The sequence below is a fragment of the Pantoea sp. GbtcB22 genome, assembly GCF_019091025.1.
GTDB lineage: Bacteria > Pseudomonadota > Gammaproteobacteria > Enterobacterales > Enterobacteriaceae > Pantoea > Pantoea leporis.
Window position 1 is genome coordinate 1,483,512 of sequence record NZ_JAGXKB010000001.1, and the last position, 14,108, is coordinate 1,497,619.

At 54.5% G+C, this 14,108-nt stretch carries 17 protein-coding genes and 1 other RNA gene; 8 read left to right on the plus strand and 10 right to left on the minus strand.

The features are described 5' to 3' along the window. Positions 1 to 77 precede the first annotated feature (77 nt). Entirely contained in the window at positions 78 to 335 is a 258-nt protein-coding gene (locus KVT28_RS06995; protein ID WP_101762406.1) for a type B 50S ribosomal protein L31, read from the plus strand. 15 nt (positions 336 to 350) lie between these two features. Further along, positions 351 to 491: a type B 50S ribosomal protein L36 gene (gene ykgO, locus KVT28_RS07000; protein WP_137385285.1), complete on the plus strand. Its 141-nt coding sequence runs from the start codon at positions 351 to 353 to the stop codon at positions 489 to 491. A gap of 44 nt (positions 492 to 535) precedes the next feature. Here the strand turns inward: ykgO and KVT28_RS07005 are convergent, their stop codons facing one another. Genes KVT28_RS07005 through KVT28_RS07015 form a run of 3 tightly spaced genes read right to left on the minus strand, consistent with a single transcriptional unit; the run spans position 536 to position 2,929 of the window. After that, positions 536 to 1,414 (minus strand): metal ABC transporter substrate-binding protein, encoded by an 879-nt coding sequence (locus KVT28_RS07005; protein ID WP_110867733.1) that lies wholly within the window; start codon positions 1,412 to 1,414, stop codon positions 536 to 538. Positions 1,415 to 1,436: 22 nt separating this feature from the next. Further along, positions 1,437 to 2,276, minus strand: a complete 840-nt coding sequence (locus KVT28_RS07010; protein WP_101762408.1) for a metal ABC transporter permease — start codon at positions 2,274 to 2,276, stop codon at positions 1,437 to 1,439. Next, entirely contained in the window at positions 2,273 to 2,929 is a 657-nt protein-coding gene (locus KVT28_RS07015; protein ID WP_101762409.1) for a metal ABC transporter ATP-binding protein, read from the minus strand. Before KVT28_RS07015 ends, KVT28_RS07010 begins: the two co-directional genes overlap by 4 nt. A 340-nt stretch (positions 2,930 to 3,269) precedes the next feature. Between KVT28_RS07015 and KVT28_RS07020 the strand changes: the two genes are divergently transcribed. From KVT28_RS07020 to KVT28_RS07030, 3 genes are all read left to right on the plus strand, one after another. Then, a complete protein-coding gene (locus tag KVT28_RS07020) occupies positions 3,270 to 3,623 on the plus strand; it encodes a hypothetical protein (RefSeq protein WP_101762410.1) in 354 nt (117 codons plus the stop codon). 147 nt (positions 3,624 to 3,770) lie between these two features. After that, positions 3,771 to 4,148 (plus strand): Hha toxicity modulator TomB, encoded by a 378-nt coding sequence (gene tomB / locus KVT28_RS07025; protein WP_007886936.1) that lies wholly within the window; start codon positions 3,771 to 3,773, stop codon positions 4,146 to 4,148. A gap of 24 nt (positions 4,149 to 4,172) precedes the next feature. Beyond that, on the plus strand, positions 4,173 to 4,391 hold the full coding sequence (locus tag KVT28_RS07030; RefSeq protein ID WP_007886938.1) for an HHA domain-containing protein: 219 nt from the start codon (positions 4,173 to 4,175) through the stop codon (positions 4,389 to 4,391). 129 nt (positions 4,392 to 4,520) lie between these two features. Here KVT28_RS07030 and ffs read toward each other — a convergent pair. Next, positions 4,521 to 4,617: signal recognition particle sRNA small type (gene ffs, locus KVT28_RS07035), an RNA gene on the minus strand. A gap of 177 nt (positions 4,618 to 4,794) precedes the next feature. On the opposite strand from ffs, the gene KVT28_RS07040 reads away from it, so the two are divergent. After that, positions 4,795 to 5,106 (plus strand): MGMT family protein, encoded by a 312-nt coding sequence (locus KVT28_RS07040; RefSeq protein ID WP_008103902.1) that lies wholly within the window; start codon positions 4,795 to 4,797, stop codon positions 5,104 to 5,106. Between the two features lie 173 nt (positions 5,107 to 5,279). On the opposite strand, the gene KVT28_RS07045 is transcribed toward KVT28_RS07040, so the two are convergent. Beyond that, complete coding sequence (locus tag KVT28_RS07045; protein WP_110867736.1) at positions 5,280 to 5,837, minus strand: YbaY family lipoprotein; 558 nt, start codon at positions 5,835 to 5,837, stop codon at positions 5,280 to 5,282. Between the two features lie 205 nt (positions 5,838 to 6,042). Here KVT28_RS07045 and tesB point away from each other — a divergent pair, with 205 nt between their 5' ends. Beyond that, on the plus strand, positions 6,043 to 6,906 hold the full coding sequence (tesB, locus tag KVT28_RS07050) for an acyl-CoA thioesterase II (protein WP_101762413.1): 864 nt from the start codon (positions 6,043 to 6,045) through the stop codon (positions 6,904 to 6,906). Between the two features lie 74 nt (positions 6,907 to 6,980). On the opposite strand, the gene amtB is transcribed toward tesB, so the two are convergent. The 5 genes from amtB to KVT28_RS07075 form a co-directional block, all read right to left on the minus strand. After that, a complete protein-coding gene (amtB, locus tag KVT28_RS07055; RefSeq protein ID WP_101762414.1) occupies positions 6,981 to 8,270 on the minus strand; it encodes an ammonium transporter AmtB in 1,290 nt (429 codons plus the stop codon). A gap of 33 nt (positions 8,271 to 8,303) precedes the next feature. Next, positions 8,304 to 8,642, minus strand: coding sequence for a P-II family nitrogen regulator (gene glnK / locus KVT28_RS07060; RefSeq protein ID WP_007886947.1), 339 nt, complete (start codon positions 8,640 to 8,642; stop codon positions 8,304 to 8,306). Positions 8,643 to 8,901: 259 nt separating this feature from the next. Then, positions 8,902 to 10,677, minus strand: a complete 1,776-nt coding sequence (locus tag KVT28_RS07065; RefSeq protein WP_217547374.1) for a SmdB family multidrug efflux ABC transporter permease/ATP-binding protein — start codon at positions 10,675 to 10,677, stop codon at positions 8,902 to 8,904. Next, positions 10,670 to 12,439, minus strand: a complete 1,770-nt coding sequence (locus KVT28_RS07070; RefSeq protein WP_137385280.1) for a SmdA family multidrug ABC transporter permease/ATP-binding protein — start codon at positions 12,437 to 12,439, stop codon at positions 10,670 to 10,672. Before KVT28_RS07070 ends, KVT28_RS07065 begins: the two co-directional genes overlap by 8 nt. Positions 12,440 to 12,462: 23 nt before the next feature. Further along, the gene (locus tag KVT28_RS07075; RefSeq protein ID WP_137385279.1) at positions 12,463 to 12,924 is read right to left on the minus strand and encodes an Lrp/AsnC family transcriptional regulator; all 462 of its coding nucleotides are present in this window, start codon (positions 12,922 to 12,924) and stop codon (positions 12,463 to 12,465) included. 115 nt (positions 12,925 to 13,039) lie between these two features. On the opposite strand from KVT28_RS07075, the gene KVT28_RS07080 reads away from it, so the two are divergent. Next, a complete protein-coding gene (locus KVT28_RS07080) occupies positions 13,040 to 14,074 on the plus strand; it encodes a PLP-dependent cysteine synthase family protein (protein WP_217547376.1) in 1,035 nt (344 codons plus the stop codon). The last annotated feature ends 34 nt before the right edge of the window (positions 14,075 to 14,108 follow it).

Here is a 14,108-nt window from a genome sequence, read left to right on the forward strand (position 1 = left end):
GCGTTTTTCACGGTTGCAATCAGCCATGTTCGGGCTCATACTATTGTTATAGTATAACATTACATAGCGAGGTTACTATGAAACCGAATATCCATCCTCTTTATCGCCCAGTGGTGTTCCACGACACCTCGGCCAACGAATACTTTAAAGTCGGCTCCACCATCAAAACCGAGCGCACCATTGAGTATGAAGGTGAAGTGCTGCCATATGTCACGCTGGATGTCTCGTCAAAATCCCACGTGTTCTACACCGGCAAGCAGAAAGACTTTGCTAAAGAAGGCAGCACCGCGCGCTTCAACCAGCGTTTCGGCAGCTTCCTGTCGCGCAACAAGTAACGCTGGAGAGAACAGATGCAGGTATTGAGTTCATTGCGCTCTGCAAAGACGCGCCATAAGGATTGCAAAGTCGTGCGTCGTAATGGTCGCATCTATGTGATTTGCAAAACTAACCCGCGCTTTAAGGCGGTTCAGGGAAGAAAGAAAAAAAGGTAGGAAAGTGTCGTGATAGTTGGCCGGGATGCTCCCCGGCCTTTTTTTTACTTCATGCTATGCAAAATGGCGTCAACATTGTGTTTGAACGCGGCGACATAGGTCGCTGCTGGGCCATTCGCTTCCGACAGCGCCTCAGGATAAAGTTCCCCGCCCGGCTGCGCGCCGGTTTCGCTGGCAATCTGTTTTACCAGTCGCGGATCGGTTTGATTCTCCATGAAGTAGGTTTTGATGTGCTCGGCCTTCAGTTGTTGGATGATCGAGGCCACGTCGCTGGCGCTGGCTTCCGCTTCGGTAGAGAAACCCACCGGCGCCAGGAAACTGACGCCATAGCGTTGGCCAAAGTAGCCAAAGGCATCATGGCTGGTCAGCACTTTACGCTTGCTCTTCGGCACTTCGGCAAAGGCATTTTTCGCCCAGCTATCCAGCTTCTGCAGCTGCTGAATGTAACTTTCACCGCTTTTACGAATATCCGCCGCATCTTCTGGATCGGCTTTGATCAGCGCATTCATCACATTAGTGGCGTAGATCACACCGTTTTGCATGCTGTTCCACGCGTGCGGATCGGTGACGCTTTTGCCGTCCTCTTCCATCTTGCGCGTGTTGACACCGTTCGATGCCACTACGATGGTGCCTTTATAGCCTGACGCGCTGATCAGGCGATCCATCCAGCCTTCCATGCCCAAACCGCTCACGAATACCACATCCGCCTTCGACAGCGCCTGGCTATCCTGCGGCGTCGGTTCGAAGGTGTGCGGATCGCCATTCGGCCCGACCAGCGATTTCACGTTAACGTGATCGCCACCAACCTGTTTAACGATATCCGCCAGCACGGTAAAGCTCGCCACAACATCAACGCTTTTCGCCAGCGACAGCGGGCTTGCCAGCATGGCGCCAATCGCCAGACTCAGCGGTAACTTTTTCATTTCTATCCCCTTATTGGTTTGGTTATCGACGGCGCAACAGGCCGCCACATGGTCCTGTCAAAACAGAAAGCAGAAACAGCACCGCAGCACTGAGCACCACCGCCGGTCCAGCCGGCAGCGAGAAATGCCACGAAAGAATCAGGCCGATAAATGCTGAGACGATCGCCAGCAGCATGGCGATGCCGAGCATGTAAGCCAGATGGCGGCTCCAGAAGCGTGCGCTGGTGGCCGGCAGCATCATCAATCCCACCGACATCAGCGTGCCCAGCACCTGAAAGCCTGCCACCAGATTGAGCACCACCAGCATCAGAAACAGACCGTGCACCAGCGGTGCGCTCCATTTGCCCTGAGCGCGCAGGAAATCGGGATCGAAGGCATCGATCACCAGCGGACGGAAGATCACCGCCAGCAGCAGCAAGGTCGTAGCCGCAATGCCGCCAACCAGCAGAATCGCCGCGTTATCCACCGCCAGCAGCGATCCAAATAACACGTGCAGCAGATCGACGCTGGAGCCGCGCAGCGACACCAGTGTGACGCCGAGTGCGAGAGAGCCGAGGTAAAAGCCGGAAAAACTGGCATCCTCTTTGAGATGCGTATAACGGCTGACCGCTCCCGAGAGCAACGCCACCGCCAATCCGGCAATTAGGCCGCCGATACCCATCGCCACCAGCGATAATCCCGACACCAGATAACCAATCGCCGCGCCGGGTAACACAGCATGCGATAACGCATCGCCGACCAGACTCATGCGGCGCAGGGAAAGGAAAACGCCCAGCGGCGTGGCGCTGATCGCTAATGCAACGCAGGCCACCAGCGCACGGCGCATAAAACCAAATTCGATAAAGGGTTGGAGTAATGTCACGACGCCACCCTATGCAACGTTGGAGTTTGTGCGGCATCAGCGTCATCGAGCGATAGCACATCCTGAAAATAGCGCGCCACCAGCGGACGATCGTGTAGCACGACTAATAACGTGGTGCCCGCCTGCTGCTGCTGTTCGAGGATCGACATCAGCAAGGTGACGGTTTGGCTATCAATGCCGTTGAAGGGTTCATCCAGCAGCCACAGCTGGCTGCGCTGCAGCATTAAGCGCGCGAACAGCACGCGCTGCAGTTGCCCGCCAGATAACGTCGATGGCTGCGCATCGGCGAACTCACGCATTTGTACCGCATCCAGCGCGGCATCGATTTCCAGGCGCAAGGCGCGATTGATACCACCAAACCAGCCGCAGCGTGGCCAGCAGCCCATCGCCACCAGTTCATAGGCAGTAAGAGGAAAGCGGGTTTCAAGTTCACTGCGTTGCGGTAACCAGCCCAGCGCTTTGCGTGGGATGTGCAATTCGCAGTTGCCGGAAATTGGCGGTAGTAAGCCGGCAATGGTTTTTAATAATGTCGATTTGCCGGTGCCGTTAGCGCCAATCAGCGCCGTCATGCTGCCTGTTGCCAGCTCACCGTTAACGACCGGCGTCACCGCACGGCCTTGATAACCGGCTTGTAAGCGGTTGAAATGCATCATTTCTGCATGCCCCAATATAAGGCCAGCGCTAGCAAGGCAATCAGCATCAGCGCAACCAGCAAACGGCCGCCAAGGGAAAGAAGTAAACCGCTGTGATTCATACTCAACAACCAACAATGTTATAACATAACAATTATCATACCCGACTCATCCTCAATTGCGCCTAAGCAAAAGTGTTTCAAAAGTTGATCGATTATGAAGATAGCCGCGTTAATTCGCCGTTTCGCCATGAATGTGTTATGAAACCCATCACAACGATTACTCTTTCTGTTTATTAGCGACTTGCAATGTCACTCAATAAGCACAATGATAGAAACATCATTCTTTTACTGGATACAAAATGCCGTCTATTATTCATTGTGATATTGCTGTGGATGAGGACGATTGCGAAAAGTTGGTCAGAATTATCCAGGGGAATATTCTCAAAATAGCCGAGGCATTAGCCGGTGATTTACAGTGGTATTCTCAAAACGCGCAATTAGTTCCCGATAGCTTCCAGATTATTTCTATTCAACCAACCGACAATAATCGATTTAAAATGCTTTACGATTTCAGCTGGAATTTATTTAATCCTTGCCTGGATTTAAATGAAACGTTTACGCGTCGTGAAGAAGTGTTGTTTCAGGTAAAGCCCGGCGCGCTGGTGTTTGACGTGATTGACAATGAGCGCCCCTCTCCCGCCGATGAATTGTAATATTTGGTAATTGAGGTGAGCAAAGCTAATGATTGTGGATTACATTTAAGGAGTCGCTGAATTCAATTTTATTCGATATCACTTCCTGGTAGCTTTTCTTAATCTCGCCGCGCTGCGGTAACTGTGCTAGCTATGGAGGGGAAAAAGATGGACGAATACTCACCGAAACGGCATGATATTGCCCAGCTTAAATACCTGTGTGAGAACCTGTTCGACGAAAGTATGGCGACATTGACTGACAGCCATCATGGTTGGGTTAATGATCCTACTTCGGAAAGCAATTTACAGCTCAACGATTTGATTGAGCATATCGCTTCTTTCACGATGAATTACAAAATTAAGCACGTTGAAGATGAAGCCCTGATTACGCAAATCGATGAATATCTTGACGATACCTTTATGCTGTTCAGCAGCTATGGAATCAATACTCAGGATCTACAACGGTGGCAGCGTTCAGCAAAACGCTTATTTAATCTGTTTGCCGAAGAGTGCGCTTATCTCCAACAACCTAGCCATTCCTTTTAGCACCAGACTGAGACCGGTTTATTTATGAGCAACCAAGCCTTAACTAAAACAGATTATTTGATGCGACTGCGCCGCTGTCGCTCAATCGATACCCTTGAACGGGTTATCGAAAAAAACAAGTATGAATTACCTGATAATGAACTCGCGGTATTCTATTCGGCAGCCGATCATCGTCTGGCTGAACTGACAATGAATAAGCTTTACGATAAAGTACCGGTTTCTGTCTGGAAGTTCGTCCGCTAAGTTTTTCCCCTAACAGCCGATCTGCACCATCATCGTTTTGATCAAGGATTGAATCACCGGCAAAGGATTGCCAGATTTCTCTGTGCGTAAAATTCTGTGGAGTATGAGGCGGGTACAAATTGGTGGGGGCCCTGCCAGCTACATCCCGGCACACGCGTCGCCTGCTGCGGCTGCTTCCTTCCGGATCTGACCGAGTTCACAAGTTAGCATTGCGGGAGAACCAACAGGGCCCCCATTGACAAGCCCTCATTTCGAGAGCGCAGGCATTATCAAGTATGCCCCCGGCAATTGCAAGCGCAGGCCCGACAACCGTTGGTTTCTTGCACAAGCACACATCAATGCGCTGATGTCTACCCTTCTGCATGCTAAAGTTTGCCCTTTCCAGATAAAAATAGGTGCGCATATGAGCGACCAAAACAATTTTTCTGAGCGCGTCTGGCAGATCATCGCGGCCATTCCGCCAGGAAAGGTCACTACTTACGGGGATGTTGCGCAATTAGCGGGTTCGCCGCGCGCGGCACGCCAGGTGGGTGGCGTATTACGCCGTTTGCCGGAAGGCAGTAAATTACCCTGGTTTCGCGTTATCAATCGTCATGGCCGCATTTCACTGCAGGGTGACGACTTGTTTCGTCAGCGCGATGCGCTGGAAGCGGAAGGGATTGAAGTTAGCGACGCTGGGGAGATCGAGTTAGAGAAATATCGGTGGGAAATTTAGCGGTGCGTTATGTCGCGCACAAGCCCGAAGCCAATCCGTCGTACGCTGGAAGGCATCGTTGTGGAGTAAAGCGTCACACACCATGGATGGCGTGTGACGAGCGTTCAGGGACGAGACAGCGACTTTACGGAACAACGATGCTTTCCGGCGCTCTCCCGTCCCATCAATCGAAATTACAGACTTGTCGGTGCCGGCACCGAAGCAGATGGCGTCACCTGCGTAGGTGAAGTCGAAGGCACTGTTGTTGCTGCTCCCGGCTGGGTTTGCATCGCGACGTTGGTCACTGGCACCAACAGCAGTTCGGCTTTTGTGCCGCCCTGATTAATCACCGGTTTCACCGTATCGGTGATAAACGCCAGCTTGCCATCAATCGAAATCGCCGCACTCAACAGAATGCGCGCGTTCGGCTGGATGTCAGCCGGGTTAAACGGCAAGACAAACTGGAACGGCGACTGTTTCCCTTCAGTACGCACCACGCGCTGCGACAGCACTTTTGAAGGCGCGTCGGCCAGCGATGCATCTGATAGCGTAACGGTCAGCACAGAATCCGGCGGCAGCGCAATGCGCTGGCGGATATACACCGAACCACTGACATTAGGCTGCGCAATCGCGGCCTGCTGCCCCGCTACCGCTGAGCCGAGTGTGGGTGTGGCTACCGGCTTGCTGTGGTCCGCACAACCGGTAATCGCCGCAGCCAGGGTCATACCGCTAATAACTTGCCAGAGTTTCATCGATGTCGTCTCCTTATGAACACTATGATTGTCGGCGGTAAATTTATTGCTTAGCTTTTCAGCCGCCGAATGACCTTAATTCTGGCACAAATATCGGCATTGCGCCTAAACCCTCCGCCAGCCCGCTGAAATCGCGGCAAAATCATTGACGGAAACTGGTCGGATCTTTCACACTGACGCGATAAGTCACGCTGAGGAATCCGCTATGAGCCAGGCACTGCACAACCTGCTTAATTTATTAAATCTGGAAAAACTGGAAGAAGGCCTGTTTCGTGGTCAGAGCGAAGATCTGGGCTTGCGCCAGGTGTTTGGTGGCCAGGTAGTCGGCCAGGCGCTGTATGCCGCGAAACAAACGGTGCCGGAAGAGCGCATCATTCACTCCTTCCACAGCTACTTTCTACGTCCGGGCGATAGCCAAAAAGCCATCATTTATGATGTCGAAACGCTGCGTGACGGCAAAAGCTTCAGCGCACGCCGCGTTAGCGCGGTACAGAATGGTCAGCCGATCTTCTACATGACGGCTTCGTTCCAGGCACCTGAAAGCGGCTTCGAGCATCAGAATGAAATGCCGCAGGTGCCGGGCCCGGATAATCTACCATCGGAACAGGATTTGGCGAAGAAGCTGGCCGCGCATCTGCCACTCAAGCTGAAAGAAAAATTCCTCGCCGAGCGTCCGCTGGATATTCGTCCGGTGCAAATTCATAACCCGCTGAAAGGCCACGTCGATGAGCCGCTGCGTCAGGTGTGGATTCGTGCCAACGGCGAGTTACCGGCCGATCGTCGTATCCATCAATACCTGCTGGGCTATGCCTCGGATCTCAACTTCCTGCCGGTGGCGCTGCAGCCGCACGGTAAAGGCTTCCTCGAAGCCGATATGCAGGTTGCAACCATCGATCACTCAATGTGGTTCCATCGTCCGTTCGACTTGTCTGAATGGCTGCTGTACAGCGTGGTGAGCACTTCCGCCTCGGGCGCGCGCGGTTTTGTGCGGGGTGAGTTTTATACCCAGGATGGCCGACTGGTGGCGACCACGGTGCAGGAAGGCGTGATGCGCCAACGCGACGCATAAAAAAAGGGGCGATAAAATCGCCCCTCTGTTTTTTTATAATTTTAGCGCACTGCTCTTCTTTAGCCCGCCGGCGGTTACTGGTTGTAAGCGTTCTCGCCGTGGCTGTTTACATCCAGACCTTCACGTTCCTGATCTTCCGGAACACGCAGGCCAACAATCATATCCGCCAGTTTGAAGCCGATGAAGGCCACCACCGCAGTCCAGACGATGGTCACACCTACGCTGAACAGCTGAATCCAAACCTGATGGCCCATGGTCACGCCTTCTGCGTAGCCTACGCCGCCCAGTGAAGAGGATGCGAACACGCCGGTCAGGATACAACCGAGGATGCCACACACGCCGTGCACACCGAACACATCACATGGGTCATCAACGCGCAGCCATTTCTTCAGGGTTGTTACGCCCCACAGACCGGCTAAACCACCCGCCAGACCGATAATCAGCGCGCCGCCGACACCCACATAACCACAAGCAGGGGTAATCGCCACCAGACCGGCGATGAAGCCCGAGCAGGCGCCAAGCAGAGAAGGTTTACCGCGTACCGCCCACTCGCCAAACACCCACGACAGCACCGCACCCGCTGTAGCCACCACGGTATTCAGGAACGCCAGCGCAGCGATTTCGTTAGCTGAGGAAGCAGAACCAGCGTTGAAACCGAACCAGCCCACATACAGAATCGCGGTACCGAGGAATACCATCGGCAGGTTGTGTGGTTTGAAGGCTTCTTTGCCGAAACCAGCACGTTTGCCCACCAGGTAAGCCCCCACCAGGCCAGCAACCGCTGCGTTGATGTGAACCACGGTACCGCCCGCGAAGTCGAGCGCGCCGTCTTGCGCCAGCAAGCCACCAGCCCATACCATGTGTGCGATTGGCAGATAAGCCAGCGTCAGCCATACCACCACGAAGATCAATACCGCAGAGAAGCGAATACGTTCAGCCAGCGCACCAACGATCAGGCCGACGGTGATACAGGCGAAGGAAGCCTGGAACGCGATGTGAATGTACTGATAGAAGCTGCCCATCAGCGCTTTCAGCTCAATATTTTTCAGCATCGCCCACTGGAAGCTACCGAAGAAGGCGTTGCCTTCACTGAACGCCAGTGAGTAGCCGTAAATCACCCACAGCACGCAAACCAGTGAGAAGGTCACCGCAACCTGCGTCAGCATCGACAGCACGTTCTTGCCGCGAATCAAACCGCCGTAGAACAGCGCAATGCCGGGAATCGACATAAACAGTACCAAGGCGGTACAGATCATCATAAAGGCGTTATCGGCTTTATCCGCTACTGCAGGGGCGGCCGCCATCGCCAGAGAAGGTAACAGCGCAAGGCTGGTGAGGCCCAACTTCGTTATCAGTTTATTCATTTCTTTCCATCCCATCACAATTCAGAGCCCCAGTTACAGTGCTGCTTCGTCGGTCTCGCCGGTACGAATACGAATGACGCGCTGCAGTTCTGCGACGAAAATCTTGCCGTCGCCAATTTTGCCGGTATACGCGGCTTTGCTGATGACATCGACCACTTCATCAAGCTGGTCGTCCGCAATAGCGATATCAATTTTTACTTTTGGCAGGAAGTTAACGCTGTACTCGGCACCGCGATAAAGCTCTGCGTGACCTTTCTGGCGACCGAAACCTTTAACCTCGGTAACTGTCAGTCCCTGAATGCCAATAGAGGATAAGGCTTCACGCACGTCCTCCAGCTTAAATGGTTTGATTACCACGGTAACCAGCTTCATACGTTCCCCTCCGGATAAGAAATTGAGTGAGTCTTTGCGGACACGTAGGGATACAAGCAAAGGCTGTGCCATAAATAAAAAAAGGGGAATGTCAGTAGCATAGGCGCGCTGCATCACGCTTCGTTATGTGAAGCACAGCGCAAATTGCGGGGTAAGAAGAGGAAAGGTGTTGCAATATTGCACTTCTTTGGTGCTTCAAGCCTCAAAGAAGTGCATCAATACAGAATATTCCGATAAAACTGTGCAAAAAAGGTGCAATTCACCCTTCGGCTTGTACGGGGATGCCCGCCGCGAGTTCATCGCCGGCCTGCTGCAGCTGATACATCTGCCAGTAACGGCCCTGCTCGGCCAGCAGCTCAGCATGCGTACCGCGTTCAACCACCTGACCGCGATGCAGCACTAAAATCTGATCGGCTTCGGTAATGGTGGAAAGGCGATGCGCAATCACCACCAGCGTGCTGTGCTGGCGTAGTGCACGTAACGCCTGCTGAATCGCCTGTTCCGTGCCGGAATCGATATTGGCCGTGGCTTCGTCGAGGATCAGGATTTGCGGCAATGACACCAGCACGCGCGCCAGCGCCAGCAGCTGTTTCTGCCCAACCGACAGATTATTGCCCTGCTCGCCTAAACGCGTGTGGATGCCGTCCGCCATGCTGCGCGCCAGCGGTGCCAGCTGCACTGTCTCCAGCGCCTGCCACACCTGATCTTCCGGGATATCGCGCCCCAAACGCACGTTGGCCAGCAGCGAATCCGCCAGCACTACCGGATCCTGTTGCACCATCGCAACGCTTTGACGTAAAGCGGCGTGCGACAGCTGCGGCAGCGGGCGGCCATCCAGTTCGATACTGCCGCGTGTCACCGGGTAATAGCCCATCAGCAGATTCGCCAGCGTGCTTTTCCCGCTGCCGGTGTGCCCCACCAACGCAACAAAATGACGCGCCGGCACTTCGAGATTGATGTTGCTGAGCACATCGCGATTATCGCGATAGGCAAAGCTCACATCCCGCAGCGAGATGCTGCCGGAGGCCAGCGGCTGAATATCGCTGCCGTAACCTTGCTGTTCCGCATCCATCAGTTCAAAGATACGCTCGCCGGACACCACCGCCTGTTGCAGCATCGACTGCTGCGTGGTGAGTTCAATCAGCGGTTCATTGAGGCGGCCAAGATAGGTAATAAAGGCATACAGCACACCGACTTCAAACACGCCCGGCGTGGCGAAGCTGAACAGCATCAGCAAACCGCACAGAATCATGGCCGAAAACAGACTCAACAACGGGCGCAACAAAAAGCCATCCAGCCGCAGCGTTTCCATACGTGCCAGATAGTGTGAACGGCTGGCTTCGCCCATGCGTTCACCAAAGCGCGCCTGCTGGCGGAACTGCTGGATCACGCTCATGCCGTTGATCACTTCATTGAAGCCGTTGTTGATGTCCGCCAGATAGCTGCGCACGCGACGCGCAATCGGCGTGCTAAAGCGCTGATAAATCATCATCACCGCCAGCACCAGCGGGAAAATCACGATCGCTACCAACGCCATGCGCCAGTCGAGGGAGAACATCGCCACCAGCATCGCGCCAATCAACGCGGCGGCGCGCAACACTGTGGCCACCACGGTAACGTAGAGATCTTTGATCACTTCGGTGTCGTTGGTGACGCGCGAGATGATTTGGCCGACCGGCTGCGTATCGAAGGCGCTGAGCGGCTGGCGCAACGCCGCGTTCATCACGTCCACGCGCAATTGCTGCACCACGCCAATCGCCGCGCGGTTAAACAGCAACGCCTGAAAATAGTGCAAACCGGCGGCCAGCAATTGCAGCAGGACAAAGCCAACCAGCAGGCCCGCGACGATGCCCCACGGCATCTGATGTTTCGCCACCAGATTATCGATGAAGTAGCTTACCAGCACCGGTCCGGTGACTTCGGCTGCCGCCGCAATCCACAGCATGCCGACCGCCAGCCACAGCGATTTACGCCACGGTTTGCCATACGCCAGCAGTCGTTTCAGCGTCGGCCATAAACGTTGTGATTTAGCCACGGCTAGCTCCTTCTGCCACTTCATCGTCATCCAGTGCGGCTTCCAGCTGCTGATAACGGTACATATCGCGATACCACCCCTCTTTGCCCGCCAGAGTTTCATGATCGCCACGCTGCGCCACGGCACCCTGCTGCAGCACCAGAATTTCACTCGCTTCAGTGAGCGCCGACAGACGATGCGCGCTGATAATCAAGGTGCGCCCTTTGCCCCACTGACGCAGGTTATGCAGGATGTCATGTTCAGTGCGGCCATCAACCGCCGACAGCGCATCATCCAGAATCAGGATTTCGGCATTCAGCAGCAGCGCGCGTGCAATCGCGATGCGCTGCTTCTGTCCGCCCGATAACATCACGCCGCGTTCGCCCACTTCGGTCTCATAACCTTGTGGCAGGCGCAGAATATCATCGTGCACGCAGGCCATGGTTGCCACACGCTCCAGCTCTTGCTGCGTCGCATTCGGGCGACCCAGCGCCAGATTGGCGGCAATGGTATCGGAGAACAGGAAAGGCGTCTGGCTGACGACCGCCAGCCGGCTGCGCCAGCTATCGAGCCGCAACTGCGGCAGCGGCGTATTATGGTAGCGAATATCGCCTTGATCGATGTCGAAGTGGCGCTGAATCAAGCTTAGGAGCGTGCTCTTGCCGCAGCCGGTTGGCCCACATAATCCCAGCATTTGGCCCGGTTTTAACTGGAAATTAAGATGGCTTAGCACCGGGCCAGAGCTGGCCGGATAGCGGAACTCACGAATGGCAACCTGCAGGATGCCAGGCTCAGGCGGTAACACCTTCTGACCATCTTCAACCGCTGGCGCTTCCGCCAGCAATGAACGGATACGGCTCCACGCCGCACTGCCGCGCTCAACGATGTTGATCATCCACGCCAGCGCCAGCATGGGCCAAATCATCAGGCCGAGGTACATCACAAAGCTGGTGAGCTGTCCAAGCGTCAAACTGCCGTTCCACACCATCCAGCCGCCACCGGCAATTGCCAGCAGGTTAGAGAAGCCGACGGCGATATAAATGATCGGATCGAATCGCGCATCCACGCGCGCCACATGCAGGTTTTTCTTGCCGGTATCAGCAGCAATGCCGGCAAACTGCTGCGACTGATGATCTTCGAGGCCAAATGCTTTGATCATACGAATGCTGGTCAGGCTTTCCTGGGTTTGATCGTTCAGGCTTGAAAACGCCGCCTGCGCCACTTTGAAACGTTGATGCAAGCGGGCACCGTCTTTCTGGATGGCGAAAGCCATAATTGGCATCGGGATCAGCGCCAGTAACGTCAGTTGCCAGCTAATTTGGGTACTCATCACAATCAGCACCACCAATCCCATCACCAGCGAATCCACCAGCGTCAGCACGCCTTCACCGGCGGCAAACACCACGCGATCCACATCATTGGTGGCGCGGGCGATCAGATCGCCAGTGCGATGGCGCAGATAAAATGCCGGATGCTGGCGGCTGAGCTGGCGATAAAAATCTTCACGTAGCTCAACGGCTAATTGATAGGATGCGCCAAACAGTAGCACGCGCCAGACGTAGCGCAGCAGATAGACGATCACCGCCGTCACCAGCATCACGCCGATCCACATAAAGATCTGCCCGGCGCTTAAATTATGCTGGGTGACGCCGTCGACAATCACTCCAACCACGTGCGGTGGCAGCAATTGCAGTAAGGCAATAACGATCAGCAAGCTGACGGCGCCCAGATATCGCCGCCACTCGCGCAGGAAATACCAACTTAACTGGCTGAATAATTGCACAAGCGTGTCTCTTTCTGTGCCCGTTAGGGCGCTACCGGCAAGGCGGTGGTGTACTTAATCTCTTCCATGGCAAAACTGGAGGTCACATCTATCAGTCCCGGTACGCCGTTCACCAGGCGCTTATAAAAGCTGTCGTAACTCTTCATGTCCGCGACCTGAATGCGCAGCAAATAATCGTACTCGCCCGCCATGCGGTAAAACGCCATCACTTCCGGCATTTGCTGCACCACGGCGACAAATTGCTTAAACCACTCGCTGCTGTGCTGCTGAGTTTTGACAAACATAAAAGCGGTAAGTGACAGACCGATTTTTTCGCCGTCCACCAGCGCCACACGCGCACGAATAATGCCATCATCTTCCAGTTTTTTCAGGCGTTTCCAGCACGGCGTGGTTGTGAGGTTCACCGCATCGGCCAACGTCTGCAGCGACAATGTGCAATCCTGCTGCAGCATTGCCAGCAAAGCGCGGTCAGTTTTATCTAACATTTGCCACTCCCGGAGAAAAATTTTCTCTAAGCGCACCATTATACCGTGATTAAAGCAACCTCTTTTTCCTGCCAGTGCCTTACACTGTGCGCAATAATGATTACGGAAATGCCACATGCAAACGCCCTGGGTTCGCCACGCCATCAATGAAATTAACGCCGATTTTCAGCGCTCTGCGGATACGCATCTGATCCGCTTTAAGCTGGATGATTATCCCGGCATTCACTTCTATCTCAAGGATGAAAGCACGCATCCCAGCGGCAGCTTAAAACATCGTTTGGCGCGTTCCCTGTTTCTCTATGGCCTGGCGAATGGCTGGATCCACGAAAATACGCCGATCATTGAAGCCTCATCCGGCAGTACTGCAGTATCGGAAGCTTACTTCGCGCGTTTGCTCGGTTTGCCCTTTATCGCTGTGATGCCCGCCAGCACCGCGAAACGCAAAATCGAGATGATTGGTTTTTACGGTGGCGAGTGCCATTTCGTCGCCGATCCCTGCCAGCTGTACAGCGAATCCGAGCGTTTAGCACGTGAACTCAACGGCCACTTTATGGACCAGTTCACCTACGCAGAACGTGCCACTGACTGGCGCGGCAACAACAACATCGCCGAAAGCATTTTCCGCCAGATGTCACACGAACCCTTCCCGGTGCCGCATACGGTGATCATGAGCGCCGGTACCGGCGGCACCTCGGCAACGCTGGGCCGCTATATCCGCTATCAGGGCCATGACACGCGCCTGCTGGTGGTCGATCCGCAGCATTCAGTGTTCTTTGATTACTGGCAGAGCCGCGACAAAACGCTGCGCAGCGAACGCGGTAGCCTGATTGAAGGCATTGGTCGTCCGCGCGTGGAACCGTCGTTTTTACCCGACGTGATTGACGAGATGATGAAAGTGCCGGATGGCGCGACTATCGCTGCGATGCTGCAGCTGGAAAAGGTGCTGGGACGTCGCCCTGGCGCTTCAACCGGCACCAACTTCTGGGGCATGATGCAGGTGGCAAAACGCATGCGGGAAAACGGCGAGCAGGGTTCTTTAGTGACGTTGCTGTGTGACAGCGGTGAGCGCTATCCCGACACCTATTACAATGCGCAGTGGGTAGAGCAGAATATCGGCGACATTGCGCCGTGGGTGCGTGAGCTGCAATAAAAAACCGGACGTCCTGTCCGGTTCACTGCAAGCC

What these genes read in the sequence shown, in the direction of transcription:
- KVT28_RS07020 (WP_101762410.1), top strand. Translation starts at nt 3,270, where the DNA reads ATGCCGTCTATTATTCATTGTGATATTGCTGTGGATGAGGACGATTGC.
- ykgO (WP_137385285.1), top strand. Translation starts at nt 351, where the DNA reads ATGCAGGTATTGAGTTCATTGCGCTCTGCAAAGACGCGCCATAAGGAT.
- KVT28_RS07075 (WP_137385279.1), bottom strand. Translation starts at nt 12,924, where the DNA reads ATGTTAGATAAAACTGACCGCGCTTTGCTGGCAATGCTGCAGCAGGAT.
- tesB (WP_101762413.1), top strand. Translation starts at nt 6,043, where the DNA reads ATGAGCCAGGCACTGCACAACCTGCTTAATTTATTAAATCTGGAAAAA.
- KVT28_RS07040 (WP_008103902.1), top strand. Translation starts at nt 4,795, where the DNA reads ATGAGCGACCAAAACAATTTTTCTGAGCGCGTCTGGCAGATCATCGCG.
- KVT28_RS07030 (WP_007886938.1), top strand. Translation starts at nt 4,173, where the DNA reads ATGAGCAACCAAGCCTTAACTAAAACAGATTATTTGATGCGACTGCGC.
- KVT28_RS07015 (WP_101762409.1), bottom strand. Translation starts at nt 2,929, where the DNA reads ATGATGCATTTCAACCGCTTACAAGCCGGTTATCAAGGCCGTGCGGTG.
- KVT28_RS07045 (WP_110867736.1), bottom strand. Translation starts at nt 5,837, where the DNA reads ATGAAACTCTGGCAAGTTATTAGCGGTATGACCCTGGCTGCGGCGATT.
- glnK (WP_007886947.1), bottom strand. Translation starts at nt 8,642, where the DNA reads ATGAAGCTGGTTACCGTGGTAATCAAACCATTTAAGCTGGAGGACGTG.
- KVT28_RS07080 (WP_217547376.1), top strand. Translation starts at nt 13,040, where the DNA reads ATGCAAACGCCCTGGGTTCGCCACGCCATCAATGAAATTAACGCCGAT.
- KVT28_RS06995 (WP_101762406.1), top strand. Translation starts at nt 78, where the DNA reads ATGAAACCGAATATCCATCCTCTTTATCGCCCAGTGGTGTTCCACGAC.
- amtB (WP_101762414.1), bottom strand. Translation starts at nt 8,270, where the DNA reads ATGAATAAACTGATAACGAAGTTGGGCCTCACCAGCCTTGCGCTGTTA.
- KVT28_RS07005 (WP_110867733.1), bottom strand. Translation starts at nt 1,414, where the DNA reads ATGAAAAAGTTACCGCTGAGTCTGGCGATTGGCGCCATGCTGGCAAGC.
- tomB (WP_007886936.1), top strand. Translation starts at nt 3,771, where the DNA reads ATGGACGAATACTCACCGAAACGGCATGATATTGCCCAGCTTAAATAC.